This is a genomic window from Shewanella maritima (genome assembly GCF_004295345.1).
In the GTDB taxonomy this organism is placed as follows: domain Bacteria; phylum Pseudomonadota; class Gammaproteobacteria; order Enterobacterales; family Shewanellaceae; genus Shewanella; species Shewanella maritima.
Genome location: NZ_CP036200.1, coordinates 3,600,832 through 3,614,987 on the forward strand (window position 1 = coordinate 3,600,832; position 14,156 = coordinate 3,614,987).

10 protein-coding genes are annotated in these 14,156 nt (G+C 46.2%); 2 read left to right on the plus strand and 8 right to left on the minus strand.

Annotation, left to right across the window (positions count from 1 at the left end; genetic code table 11):
- Positions 1-64 precede the first annotated feature (64 nt).
- Complete coding sequence (gene tyrS, locus EXU30_RS15270) at positions 65-1,264, plus strand: tyrosine--tRNA ligase (RefSeq protein ID WP_130601445.1); 1,200 nt, start codon at positions 65-67, stop codon at positions 1,262-1,264.
- A 377-nt stretch (positions 1,265-1,641) separates the two neighbouring features.
- On the opposite strand, the gene EXU30_RS15275 is transcribed toward tyrS, so the two are convergent.
- From EXU30_RS15275 to gltB, 8 genes are all read right to left on the minus strand, one after another.
- Complete coding sequence (locus EXU30_RS15275) at positions 1,642-2,118, minus strand: nuclear transport factor 2 family protein (RefSeq protein ID WP_130601447.1); 477 nt, start codon at positions 2,116-2,118, stop codon at positions 1,642-1,644.
- Positions 2,119-2,142: 24 nt separating this feature from the next.
- Positions 2,143-2,763, minus strand: a complete 621-nt coding sequence (locus EXU30_RS15280; protein ID WP_130601449.1) for a trimeric intracellular cation channel family protein — start codon at positions 2,761-2,763, stop codon at positions 2,143-2,145.
- A complete protein-coding gene (locus EXU30_RS15285) occupies positions 2,760-3,140 on the minus strand; it encodes a DUF2721 domain-containing protein (RefSeq protein WP_130603536.1) in 381 nt (126 codons plus the stop codon). The genes EXU30_RS15280 and EXU30_RS15285 overlap by 4 nt, the downstream gene beginning before the upstream one ends.
- A gap of 81 nt (positions 3,141-3,221) precedes the next feature.
- Positions 3,222-4,232 carry a cobalamin biosynthesis protein gene (locus EXU30_RS15290; RefSeq protein ID WP_130601451.1) on the minus strand — a complete coding sequence of 337 codons (1,011 nt, stop codon included), beginning with the start codon at positions 4,230-4,232 and terminating at the stop codon, positions 3,222-3,224.
- Between the two features lie 141 nt (positions 4,233-4,373).
- On the minus strand, positions 4,374-5,066 hold the full coding sequence (locus EXU30_RS15295; RefSeq protein WP_130601453.1) for a 5'-methylthioadenosine/adenosylhomocysteine nucleosidase: 693 nt from the start codon (positions 5,064-5,066) through the stop codon (positions 4,374-4,376).
- Positions 5,067-5,204: 138 nt separating this feature from the next.
- Entirely contained in the window at positions 5,205-6,434 is a 1,230-nt protein-coding gene (locus EXU30_RS15300) for a Xaa-Pro dipeptidase (RefSeq protein ID WP_242620418.1), read from the minus strand.
- 299 nt (positions 6,435-6,733) lie between these two features.
- Positions 6,734-8,143, minus strand: a complete 1,410-nt coding sequence (locus EXU30_RS15305) for an FAD-dependent oxidoreductase (RefSeq protein WP_130601457.1) — start codon at positions 8,141-8,143, stop codon at positions 6,734-6,736.
- Positions 8,144-8,149: 6 nt separating this feature from the next.
- Entirely contained in the window at positions 8,150-12,598 is a 4,449-nt protein-coding gene (gltB, locus tag EXU30_RS15310) for a glutamate synthase large subunit (RefSeq protein ID WP_130601459.1), read from the minus strand.
- Between the two features lie 515 nt (positions 12,599-13,113).
- On the opposite strand from gltB, the gene mnmL reads away from it, so the two are divergent.
- A complete protein-coding gene (gene mnmL, locus EXU30_RS15315; protein WP_130601461.1) occupies positions 13,114-14,040 on the plus strand; it encodes a tRNA modification radical SAM protein MnmL/YtqA in 927 nt (308 codons plus the stop codon).
- The last annotated feature ends 116 nt before the right edge of the window (positions 14,041-14,156 follow it).

Here is a 14,156-nt window from a genome sequence, read left to right on the forward strand (position 1 = left end):
CTAACAAGTAACATAGGCCTCTTTATTTTTATATTTTATTTAGGCTGTGGGAGTTGCGGCACAGATGGCTGAGTTAGAGCAAGTATTAGCAGAGATCAAACGTGGTACAGATGAGATTCTTCTGGAAGCAGATCTGATTGAAAAACTTAAAGAAGGGCGTCCACTGCGCGTAAAGTTAGGCGCTGACCCTACCGCACCAGATATTCACCTTGGTCACACTGTTATTCTTAACAAGCTACGTGCTTTCCAGGAGCTTGGACACGAAGTGATCTTCTTGATTGGTGACTTCACTGGCATGGTGGGTGACCCAAGTGGTAAAAATAGCACACGTCCGCCACTGACACGTGAGCAAGTAATCGCTAACGCGGAAACCTACAAAGAGCAGGTCTACAAGATCCTCGACCCTCAAAAAACTCGCATTGAGTTCAACTCAAGCTGGTTAGAAGAGTTAGGTGCTGCGGGTATGATCCGTTTAGCGTCAAAGCAAACCGTTGCGCGTATGATGGAACGTGATGACTTTAAAAAGCGTTACGGCTCTGGCCAAGCAATTGCTATCCATGAATTTATGTACCCACTGCTGCAAGGGTATGACTCAGTTGCATTAGAAGCTGATATCGAGCTTGGTGGTACTGACCAGAAGTTCAACCTACTAATGGGTCGTGAGCTACAAAAGGCTGAAGGTCAAAAACCACAAACAGTTATCATGATGCCGCTGCTAGAAGGTCTTGATGGCGTTAAGAAGATGTCTAAGTCAGCACACAACTACATTGGTGTGAGCGAGCCTGCTAATGACATGTTCGGTAAGATTATGTCAATTTCTGACGATCTAATGTGGCGCTACTTTGAGCTGTTATCTTTCCGTCCATTGGAAGAAGTTGCTCAGTTTAAACAAGATGTGGCGAACGGCACTAACCCGCGTGACATTAAGATTGCACTAGCTAAAGAGATCATCGCTCGCTTCCATGACGATGAACAAGCTGAAGCTGCTCACCAAACCTTTATCAATCGTTTCCAAAAAGGTGCGATGCCAGATGATATTGAAGAAGTGACCTTAACTGCGCCAGAAGATGGGTTAGCGATTGCTAACTTACTTAAAGATGCAGGTCTAGTTAACTCAACGTCTGACGGCATGCGTATGATCAAGCAAGGTGCTGTTAAGATGGACGGCGAGAAAGTTACTGATACACGCCAACGCTTTGAAGCAGGTATTACCGCGGTATTCCAGGTTGGTAAACGTAAGTTTGCCAAAGTAACCGTTGGTTAAGCCCGTTTGACACTTGGGTGTTATTAAAAGTAGAAAAGCCAGTCGCAAGACTGGCTTTTTTGTTTTCACTTATAAGTCCCAAACCACCCACTTCAGTAGGTGGCCACAATCAATTAGGCTTTGCCTGTATTTTTGTTTACATGACATGATTAGCTTGAGGTTGAGTTAGCTATGCAATGATATTAAAAGCACGCGGCAAGCACCTCCCTGTGGGCTCAACGAAAACATCCATGTTTTCAATGGCTTTAAATATCATTACTTATAGCTACCATTGAGACTACAAAATGACTGAAAGTCCCCTTTTAGGGAGGAAACACAAAGTTACCTTCTTTAGAAGGAGGTAATTTACAATTTGACTATGGTGGATTCGGTTGCAATTACTGTGATGCCAATTGATCTGACATGGTTTGATAGTCCATCAAATCAATATGTTCGGTAACGCGCTTTTTATCCATATCAAACTTTAAAGTGGTAATGCCGGGTACGGCGATATCAATCACTTTACCAGGTTTGCCGTATTGTTCACCTGGGCCGCGAAGACGGTAACTGCCAATTAGCACGACTAGCGAGCCATGATTAAACATGTGGTCGAGGTCGAAGCGATATTCCAGCACACCACTGTGGGCGCGGGTGAAAAACTCGATAATGTTACGGCTACCAGTGTATTTCACATTAGCCGTTTTATCGAAAAAGGTACTATCGCGCGAGTAGAACTTGCGTAGCTCTTTATAGTTGTGGTGGGTGAGCGCTTGAATGTATTGCAGGGCGTATTGTTGCTCCATAGGCATTTCGCCAAAACCATTGGCTTTAGTTGGAAGTGACAACAAACACAGCAGCAAAACAATTACACGCACAGTACTATCTCTTATATCTTTTGGTTATTTTTTGGTTTTTAGATCAAAAGCTGGCAATGATAGATGCCAATGAATGGCACTAAGACGAATAATCAATGTACTTAACATGGCTAACGATAATGCCGTCATGCTGCCCATCCCAGCTTGTAAACTTATGGTGTAACTAATACCACCAACAATTGATGCCGTTGCGTAAACTTCGGTGCGAAGCACCATAGGCACCTGCCTGCACAACACGTCACGAATAATGCCACCACCGACGCCGGTGATCAATCCTACCACTACGGCTGCCATACCGGATAGTTCAAGCGATAGTGCCTTTTCAGCGCCAATCACAGTAAATAGGGCTAATCCAAAGGCATCGGCAATCGGCAAAGATTTGTTAGAAAGTTTGTATGGCTTGCGAATAAAGATAAGACACGCCACTACAGTGGCTAAAATTACCGCAATATAGTTAGGATCGGTAATCCAAAATACAGGCGTGGCACCAATAATGGCGTCGCGAATTGTGCCGCCACCCACAGCGGTAACCGCCGCGAGCACGATAACCCCAAATGGGTCCATGCGATGCTTACCTGCTGCTAACGCGCCTGATAATGCAAACACGGCTGTACCACATAGGTCAAAAAAGTAAATCCAGTTCATGAATCACTCATTTCTTTTAAGTGAATGTTTAATGCGTCTACTGAAATGCGAATTTCAATCACAGATAAAATCAGTGAATACAGCAGCAACAGTAGGCTAAGACCAAATACCAGTGAACCAACTTTATTAAAGCCGATGTAAATTAAGATCATACACAGCACGCATAGGGCAAAACTGCTGACGCCAGTTTCTTGCATGCGTCTGATGATGGTAATGCGCTGCTTAAGGTTCTTAATTTGGTTTTGATGTACTGGCTCGTTTGTCTGACTCAAGCTACGAATAAGCGCCGCCAATGAAAAGAAGCGGTTAGTGTAGGCCAGCAGCAGGAGTGAAATAGCAGGAAACAATAGTGCTGGTGTAGTGAGTGACACCTGAATATGTTCAAACAAAGCGATACCTTTTCGGTCGTAATCATGATGCTAAGGATAGGCGCGATAATAACGCCTTTGCTGGGGAAATTACATGTTCCGAATCCACTTTAGCGCAAACCAGATAATCGGCAACGCTAGGGTAAGTGCCAGCCAGAAGTAAAAAGCTGGGCTCACTAGCTTAGTCGCTGCGCCTATTGTATCTCTGCTCGGCATAGCTCCGGCGATGATTTTATCGCGCGCGACACGGGTGACTTCACCTTTTGTGGTCGACTCGAACTGCTGCGGCCCGCCAAGCTCAATCCCAAGCAGGTGTGCGCCCAAATGATGACACGCATAGTCATTATTTGGCTGACGATTTGTAAGCTCAGCATTAAATGAAGGCATTGGCGAGCGGCCTAGCGGCAGGGATAGGGTAGCTAGCCACAATAGTTTAGGAATGAAGTAAATCACCCGATTTAAGGCAAATACCAGTGACGAAAACGCCTGATATTGGGGATGGTAGCTTGGCCAGCTTAGCTCTAGCTGACGTAGCAGTTTGGCTGCAATGACTAGCGGCAGCCCGCCAATAAGGAACAGTAAAATAACACTAATAAAGCCATGCAGCGGCGCAGTGAGTTGTAGCTCAATGGTGGCTTTGGCGATGCCCACTTCTGAAAGTGAATCGGTTTTAAAACCAATATGCTTGGCAAGTAGTTCTCGGGCTTTGGCTTTGTCACCATTTGCTAGCAACTTTTGTATTTGCGCGGCAACACTTGAAAAGCTTAGCTCAGGCAAGCAAAGGTATAAGATGAGGAACTCAAAGAACCAAGGGTAAGCGGCAAGTGAGGTAATAAAATAGCTGGCGACAATGATTGGCAGCGTTAAACAAAGGGTTGCCATTATGCCGGCTACTTGCCGCTGACTATTGGCTCGCCCTGGTTTATTGACCTTTGTCGCCATACCGTGAGCCAGCCGCCTAAATGCCATAAGTGGGTTTAATGCATTGATGATAGGCACATAACGGGCGAGCAAGATTGCCGACAGTAGTACCGCGCAACTTTGCAGTAAGCTGCCCTCGGCTGATGTGAGCTGTTGCCATATAGGCTCTAAGCTATTCATTTAGGCTGGTTCAATCCTTGAGGCTCTAGGTTGGATATGCTTGTTTTGCCGCTGCTACAAGGTTAGCGATCAGGTTCGAAAACCTTTACCTTTTAAAGATGCGCTAACCTAGCGTAGCAGATGCTATATCTGGTGGAGAAGCTATAGCTGTTGCAGCAGTGCAATTACCATTAGTGCGCTGTGATGACCTGCTTTAACAATGTAAGTGTCAAAGTCGACTGATGAGTCATCGTTAGCATTGTCTGAAATTGAGCGAATCACCACGAAAGGCGTGCCGAACTGATGACAAACCTGTGCAATAGCTGCCGCTTCCATTTCACATGCCGCCATGGTTGGAAAGTTATCAACCATTACTTTGGTACGCTCTGGATCGCAAATAAAGCTATCACCAGTACAAATTAGCCCTTCAATGGCTTTTACTTCACCTAGCTCAGCAACGGCTTTTTGCGCAGCTTGTACAAGCTCAGCATTTGGAATGAAAGCTGCTGGTTGCGCTGCCATTTGACCAATTTCATAGCCAAAGCCGGTGACATCTACATCGTGGTAACGAACTTCTGATGAGATAACAATATCGCCAATGGCAAGTTCTTTAGCGAAGCCGCCTGCAGAGCCTGTGTTGATAACTTGAGTTGCGCCAAATTTTTCAATCACTAAGGTAGTGGCGATACCTGCAGCCACTTTACCAATACCAGAGCGAGTGACCACCACGTCTTTACCAGCAATTTTACCGCTTACAAACTCGATGCCTGCAATTGTAGTGTGCACAGGTTCGACAATAGCCTGAGTTAAGTGAACCACTTCTGGTTCCATGGCGCCGATAATCGCGATAGTCATAATCAACCTTAAAAAATAACTGAAATTAAAGGCGACAATATAACATGGCCGCCAAGATTAATGAAAATCGTTGGCGGCCAGAGGTGAGCTTTATCTCACAGGTTTAGGTTGGTGAGTTAATCACTGAGTCATTGCTAATTACTGCTTATAAACCACGCCATCTTTCATCACAAAGCGTACGTGTTCCATCACACTGATGTTTTTCAGTGGGTCGCTATCTACTGCAATAATATCGGCTAGAAAGCCGGGCTTAATTTGCCCTAATTTGTCTTGTTTTAGCAGCGCTGCACTATTGATGGTGGCGGCTTGCAAGGCCTGAGCGGGCGTCATACCAAACTTCACCATACGCGAGAATTGCTTACCATTGTCGCCGTGTGGGTAAATCGCCGCATCTGAGCCAAATACCATTTTTGCACCCGCTTTAACTGCGCGGCGAAAGCTATCACGCTGGGCTTTTGAAACCAGCTTTTCTTTGTTGATGTTTTCTTCCGGGACACCATTAGCTTCACCAAAGGCGAGGGTGTATTCGGTGTTGTAGATATCGCAAGATAAGTAGGTACCGGCTTTAACCGCCATATCAATGGCTTCTTGGTCCATAAAGCTGCAATGCTCAATACTGTCGATGCCAGCTTTAATAGAAGCCTTGATGCCGCCAGTGCCATGGGCGTGAGCAGCAATCACCATGCCTTGCATGTGAGCTTCATCTACCGCAGCTTTAATTTCTTCATCACTAAGTTGTTGGATGCCGACTTTAGTCCCCTTAGAAAATACCCCGCCAGTGGCGCAAATTTTAATGGCGTTAGCGCCATATTTAATGTTTTCGCGCACTTTCGCGCGCACTGCCCATGGGCCATCTGCCACACCTTGGGCGCGAATTTGCTTTTCAGGGGCTGAGAAGTTGTCGTCGCAATGGCCGCCGGTGACACTAATGGAGTGACCCACAGCCCATATACGCGGGCCAACAATGTCGCCGTCGTTAATGCCATCTCGGGTGGCGATAACCGCATAACCCGATGAGCCAAGATCGCGCACCGTGGTAAAACCTGCCATTAAGCTTTTACGGGCATTTTTAACCGCCTTAATGGTCTTGCGCGGTATCGATTGGTTTTTTGCCGCGAGGAAGTTGTCATCGGCATTACTCGAAAGGTGAACATGCATATCCATCACACCTGGTACTAGTGTTTTACCTTTAAGGTCGATGACATTGTATAGGTTGTGGTTACTGAGCTTATCGTACTGGGTGACTTGAGTGATTTGATTACCGCTGATCACAATCGCTGCATCTTCAATGGTTTTGCCCTTGGCGACATCGACATAAGCATCAGCAATAATCAGGGTGTCTGATGCATTTGCTAGCGGCGATAGCAGTGCCGCCCCAGAGTTAGCAGTAGTGTTTTTTTTATTTTGTTGTTATCAACTTTTGCAATAAGGCACATCTAGGAACGTCCTGTATAAATTGTGAATCTAGATTCATCATAAGCGATAGTGCTGATTAAAATCTAGCCTTTGTAATGCGCGGATTTAAGGCCAGCTAGATATATGTTAAAGGGCTGACAATAAAAAGTGCGCAGCTGATAAAAGCCGCGCACTTTTTAGTTTAACCGTTTTAGCTATTTGAGCCGTTTTAGCTATTTGAGCCGTTTTAGCTCTGTAGCTAGGTTAGGTGATTAATCTTCAAGATAATTAAGGATGCCTAGTGCAGCATCGCGACCTTCGGCGATGGCTGTAACTACTAGGTCAGAGCCTCGCACCATATCACCACCGGCAAACACTTTAGGATTGGTGGTTTGAAATGGATTGTCATCAAGCTTAGTTGCTTTAACTAGACCCCAATCATTGGTCTCAATACCAAAGTCTTTAAACCAGTCAGCAGGACTTGCCTGGAAGCCAAAGGCAATGATGATGGCGTCAGCTTCTAGCACTTGCTCGCTATCAGAAATCACTTCAGCACGTTGACGACCAGACTCATCAGCTTCACCCATTTGGGTTTCAACGCATTCAATGCCAGTTACCTTGCCATTTTGAGTTTTGATAGCCGTTGGTTGGCGATTGAATAAGAAGTTAACCCCTTCTTCTTTGGCGTTTTGTACTTCACGCACCGAGCCTGGCATATTGGCTTCGTCGCGGCGATATGCACAAGTTACGCTCGCAGCGCCCTGACGCACAGCTGTGCGCACACAATCCATAGCGGTATCACCACCACCGAGTACCACAACTTTTTGCCCTTCAAGGCTTAAGTAAGGCGTGTCAGCTGACTCTGTACCCATTAGCTGGTGGGTATTACCAATAAGATAGGGCAGCGCTTGAATCACGCCTTCAGCGTCTTCATTTGGCAGGCGCGCTTTCATTGCGCTGTAAGTGCCCATACCTAGGAACACGGCATCATACTCATCCAGTAAGCTCTGGAAGCTAATATCCTTGCCAATCGTCACGCCAAGCTTGAACTCAATGCCCATGCCTTCCATCACTGCGCGGCGAGTTGCCATCACAGACTTGTCTAGCTTGAACGCCGGAATACCGTAAGTAAGTAGGCCGCCAATTTGTGGGTACTTATCAAACACCACGGCTTGTACACCATTGCGAGCGAGAATATCTGCACAGCCAAGGCCCGCAGGCCCCGCGCCAACGATAGCAACACGCTCTTTACGCGGCGTAACATGCGTCATATCAGGACGCCAGCCTTGAGCGATAGCTGTGTCGGTAATGTATTTCTCTACATTACCAATGGTAACGGCACCAAAGTCATCATTTAGGGTACATGCGCCTTCGCAAAGTCTGTCTTGCGGGCACACGCGGCCACAAATCTCAGGCAAGGTGTTGGTTTCATGAACTAGATCAGCCGCTTCCATAATCCGCCCTTGCTTAGCCAGCTTGAGCCAGTTTGGAATATAGTTGTGTAGTGGGCACTTCCACTCACAATACGGGTTACCACAATCAAGGCAGCGGTCTGCTTGCTCATCAACCTGGCCTTGTGTGAATGGTTGATAGATCTCGATAAACTCTATCGCACGTTTCTCGGCAGCATGTTTGGTTGGGTCTACGCGGCCGACTTCGATAAATTGAAAATCATTACTCATCTTGGTTTACCCCGCCTTTACCGCTAACTCTGGACTTTTCTGCTCGATTTTTAATAAATCGCCCACTGCAATGTTCTTAGGTTTAACCAGAACAAAGCAGTCAATCCAGTTGTCAAAGTCGCTTAAAATCATATTGGCGTGTTCGCTGCCAGTTTCTTGCACATGGGCTTGGATCAGCTCTTTTAAGTGTGCCTGCTGAATGCTTGATTCAATCTTATGGGTGTCGACCATTTCGGTATTCACCCGGCGGTGGAAGCGGCGATGTTGGTCAAACACGTAAGCAAAGCCACCTGTCATACCCGCACCAAAGTTAACCCCGGTTTTACCCAGCACAACCACGATGCCACCAGTCATGTATTCACAACCGTTGTCACCTAGGCCTTCGACTACCGCAATAGCGCCTGAGTTACGCACAGCAAAACGCTCACCGGCTTTACCTGCAGCGTATACGCGGCCGCCAGTGGCACCGTAAAGGCAGGTGTTACCCATAATCGCGCTGCGCTCTGACTGGAACGGGCTGCCCACAGGTGGGTGAATGACAATCTTGCCGCCACTCATACCTTTGCCCACATAATCGTTGGCATCGCCGCATAGTTTTAACTCAAGGCCTGGGCTATTCCACACGCCAAAGCTTTGACCTGCACTGCCGTTAAAGCCAAGCGAGATAGTCTCTTTGGCGCCGTTTACGCCAACCTTTGTAGCGATAAAGCCAGAAAGACTCGCGCCCACTGAGCGGTCGGTATTGTTAATTGCGTACTGATTTGCGTAAGGCTCAGCATTCAATACTGCGGCTTCACAATCGGTCACTAAGGTTTGGTTTAGCGCACCAGGATCAGACGGTGGATTAGTCTCTTTCCAAGTAATATCAGTGCCTTGTGGTACTTGTGGCTGGTACAGAATTGGTGCTAGGTCTAAACCTTGTTGTTTTTCGGTTTGACCATCTAAAGCTTGCAGCCAATCGCTGCGGCCAACCAGCTTATCAAACTCACTTACGCCTAGTTTCGCCATCCACTGACGCACTTCTTTGGCAACGAATTCAAAGTAGGTGACTACTTTGTCTGGTAAGCCGTGGTAGTGATTGTCGCGAAGATTTTGATCTTGCGTCGCCACACCAGTCGCACAGTTATTCAGGTGACAAATACGCAGGTATTTACAACCTAATGCAATCATAGGCACAGTGCCAAAACCAAAGCTTTCTGCGCCTAGTAGCGCGGCTTTAATGACGTCAGTACCTGTCTTTAGGCCGCCATCAACTTGCAAACGAATTTTATGGCGCAGGCCGTTTTCAACTAACGCCTGATGCACTTCGGCAAGGCCAAGCTCCCATGGTGAGCCGGCATATTTAACTGAGGTGATTGGGCTTGCGCCTGTACCACCATCATAGCCAGAGACAGTGATCATATCGGCATAGGCTTTTGCCACACCTGTAGCAATGGTGCCGATGCCAGGCTCAGATACCAGTTTCACTGATACCAGCGCTGTTGGGTTAATTTGTTTTAAATCGAAAATTAGCTGAGCTAAATCTTCAATCGAGTAAATATCATGGTGCGGCGGCGGTGAAATCAAGGTCACGCCCGGACGCGAGTGACGCAGACCGGCAATTTCCACACTTACCTTATGACCCGGCAGCTGACCGCCTTCACCCGGTTTTGCGCCTTGGGCAACTTTAATTTGTAGCACTTCAGCGTTAACCAGATAATGCGCCGTTACACCAAAGCGACCTGATGCGATTTGCTTAATCGCGGAGTTTCGCTCTGAGTAAAAGCGACTTGGATCTTCACCGCCTTCACCTGAATTTGAGCGCCCACCTAAACGATTCATGGCTACTGCTAAAGCTTCATGGGCTTCTGGGCTAAGTGCACCAATACTCATGGCGGCGCTGTCAAAGCGGCCATATAAGTTGCTGGCATCTTCTACCTGAGCTTCATCAATGCTGCTTTGATTGCCGTTAATACCGATAAGGTCGCGTAAGGTGGCAACTGGGCGGTCATCAACTAACTCGGCAAACTTTTGATATTTAGCAAAGTCGCGAGTATTGAGTGAAGCTTGCAGTGTATTAACGACATCTGGGTTGAAACAGTGGTATTCACCGCCTTCAACGTATTTCAGTAAACCACCTTGAGGCAGGGGTACATGCTTGCGATAGGCGCTCTTGTGTAGCACTTTTTGGTCGCTAGCAATGTGCTCAAAGCTCACGCCTTCAATACGACTCACAACACCTTTAAAACATAGTTCAACCACCTCTTTTGACAGACCCACAGCTTCAAACTGCTGCGAGCAGCGGTAAGAGCCAACGGTACTAATGCCCATTTTCGACATGATTTTGCGTAGGCCTTTTTCAGTGCCTGAGCGGAAGTTAAGCATTAGTGCTGCTGTGTCGTCTACCTGGTTAAGCTTAGCCATTGCCGAGATTGACTCGTAGACCAGATATGGGTAAATCGCAGTTGCGCCAAAGCCAAGCAGCACGGCAAAGTGATGCGGGTCGCGCGCAGATGCGGTTTCAACAATGATGTTAGTATCGCAGCGCAGGCTTTTATCGACTAGACGAGTTTGCACCGCACCTACGGCCATCGCCGCAGGAATAACTTGTACATTTTTACCGACGGCGCGATCAGATAGCACCAACAAGGTTGTGCCACTGCGAGCTAATCGCTCAGATTCGTCAGTAATACGCTCGATAGCTTGCTCCAAGCTTTCGCTGGCATCGTAATTTAAGTCGACCGTATTGGCGCGGTAGTAATTACTATCTAGCCCCAACAATTGATTAAAGTCGCTAAACAGTAAAATAGGTGAGTCAAACATCACCCTGTAGGCGTTACCTGTGGTTTCGCAGAACAGGTTTTGCTCACGGCCGACACAGGTTGCCAGACTCATTACGTGCTTTTCACGTAACGGGTCAATCGGAGGGTTAGTCACCTGAGCGAACTTTTGACGGAAGTAGTCATAAAGCGAGCGTGACTTTTTCGACAGCACTGCCATCGGCGTGTCATCACCCATAGAGCCAGTGGCTTCTTCGCCTTTGTTTGCCAATACCCAAATGACTTGTTCAAGTTCTTCGCGGCTATAACCAAATTGTTTTTGGTATTGCAGTAGGGTGTCTTTGTCAAACACGCTCGCACCCAGCTTTGCTTGATCAACTTTGTCAGCAGGAATGAGGGTTTGGCTATTCTTCGCCATCCACTCTTTGTATGGATGACGGCGTTTTAAGTCATTATCGATTTCAAATGATTGATAAAGCTTGCCATTAAGGGTATCGAGAACCAATAGCTCACCAGGGCCAACTCGGCCTTTCTCAACAACTTCATCTGCCGCGTAGTCCCAAATCCCCACTTCTGAGGCTAGGGTGATAATTCTGTCTTTGGTGATCACATAGCGAGACGGACGCAAACCATTGCGGTCAACCGCACAAGCAGCATGACGGCCATTGGTCATTACAATACCCGCAGGGCCATCCCAAGGCTCCATGTGCATAGAGTTGAAGTCGTAAAACGCTTTTAGCTCGTCATCCATTTCTGGATTTGACTGCCACGCTGGTGGAATAAGCAAACGCATGGCGCGGTATAGATCCATACCGCCCGATAGCAGCATTTCTAGCATGTTATCGAGCGACGATGAGTCTGAGCCGGTTTCGTTCACAAACGGCGCTGCTTGCTGTAAATCAGGTAGTAGCGGCGAGCTAAACTTATAAGCCCTCGCTCGTGCCCATTGGCGGTTACCGGTAATGGTATTAATTTCACCATTGTGGGCAAGGTATCTAAATGGCTGTGCAAGCGGCCACTTAGGTGAAGTGTTAGTAGAGAAGCGCTGATGGAATAAACAAATCGCACTTTTTAGGCGCAGGTCAGCAAGGTCTTGATAGAAATGCGGTAGGTCCGCAGGCATTAATAGACCTTTGTAAACGATAACCTGACCAGACAGGCTGGCGACATAGCAGTCTTGCTCTGACTGAATTTGTTGTTCAAGGCGACGGCGCGCCATATATAAGCGGCGCTCAAGATCTTTTTCACGCCAGCCAACAGGTGCATTAATTAATACTTGATAGATTTGCGGCAGACTTTCGCGACCAATCTCACCTAGTACCTCTTTGTTAACAGGCACTTTACGCCAGCCTGCAACACCTAAGGTTTCTCGTTGTAGTTCTTTTTCTAGAATAAATTTGGCTTCGTCAGCTTTTTGCTGATCTTGGCTTAAAAACAACATTCCCACCGCAAAGTTACGGCTAAGGTGCCAATCGTTTTCTGCTGCAACAGCTTTGAAAAACTCTCTAGGCATTTGCATTAGCAAACCACAGCCATCACCTGTACGTCCGTCGGCGGCAATACCACCACGGTGTTTCATGCGATCAAGACCATGAATCGCAGTACGTACAATTCGGTGACTGGCTTCACCATCCATTTGTGCAATCAGACCAAACCCACAATTGTCTCTTTCGAAACTGGGATGATATAGGCTCATACAACCCCCTAAAGCTATATAGATACACGACATCGGGGTTAAAATTAGAATATTCCATATATATGCACCCGAACCATCCAAATTAAACCGAGAATGAATAAAGGTCAAACCAAAAAAACTGCAGTTTATGAAAGTTAATTACTGATTTTTTGAAAATATCGGTCAAGTTTACGTTGACGTAAAGAGTTGGTCTGTTGGTTTATGTTGTTGATATATAGTGTTTTGGTTTGGTTTTTGTCGATTGTGTGACCTAGTTTGAAATTTTCATATGTATTGTTTTTGATATAGAAATATTGAATTTTATTTCAAGTACAGTTTTGTGGGATTAATTGGGTTTATTTGTATAATTATTCACTTTGATTGAGTTTGTAGGACAGTTTTGTTTAAAACATTGACAGTTAATTAGCTAGATTGCCTGCGATATGGGCAAAAAAAGCATGTTTTTTGATTTAGCGCCAAGTTTCCTGTTTAAGTTTTCCCTAAAATTGCGCCTTTTTTAATGAAAGGCAGTAGCAATGGGCTTAGATGATTACGTCAACACGTTTGGGGCAGAGTGCAAACGCCGTTATGGTGGACGCATTAAAAAGCTCACTATTGACGCTGCATTTACTTGCCCCAATCGCGACGGCACTTTAGGTAAAGGTGGCTGCACTTTTTGCAATGTTTCTTCGTTCAACGAGCAACAAGGCAAAGGCCAAAGCATTGAGGTGCAATTGCACCAAGGTAAGCAGAACCTGTTGCCCAGTGCACGTCAGTCAAAATCTAAGTATATTGCTTATTTTCAGGCTTACACCAGCACTTATGATGAGTATGAAGTACTCAAAAATAAGTATGATCAGGCGCTTGCTGATGAGAACGTCGTTGGCTTGCACATAGGTACGCGCCCAGACTGTGTGCCAGATGAAGTGTTAGACCTGTTGGTTGAGTATCAACACCGTGGTATCTATGTGTGGCTGGAACTTGGACTACAAACTGCCAATGAGCAAACGTTGAAGCGCATTAATCGTGGTCATAGTATTGCACAGTATCAAGATACAGTTGAACGAGCTCATCAACGAGGGCTAAAAGTTTGTACTCATTTGATCTTGGGGCTACCCGGTGAATCTGAAGCAGATTATATGAATAGTCTTAACTATGTGCTCAAGGTCGGCGTTGAAGGACTGAAGGTACACCCGCTACATATAGTCGAAGGTAGTACTATGGCCAAACAATGGCGCTATGGTTCACTCGATACTATCTCAAAACAAGATTATGCAACAAACGTTGCTAAACTTATTCGTCATACTCCAAGCGATGTGATTTTTCACCGAGTCACTGCTTATGCTAAAAAGCCAATGTTGTTGGCGCCAGATTGGTGTGCGTTTAGGTGGGAGGGCTTAGTTGCCATTGTCGATCAACTACGCGAATTTGGTGGTCAAGGCAGTGCCTTATTTGAACGTTAAAACTACCAACAAATAGTTATGGTTAAATGTTACTAAATGTGCAAAAGTCGACTAAATCGTATCTTTTTTGAGCGGTGGTAATATTAATCTTGCTAAAATGTTAAAGTTTTGTGCGG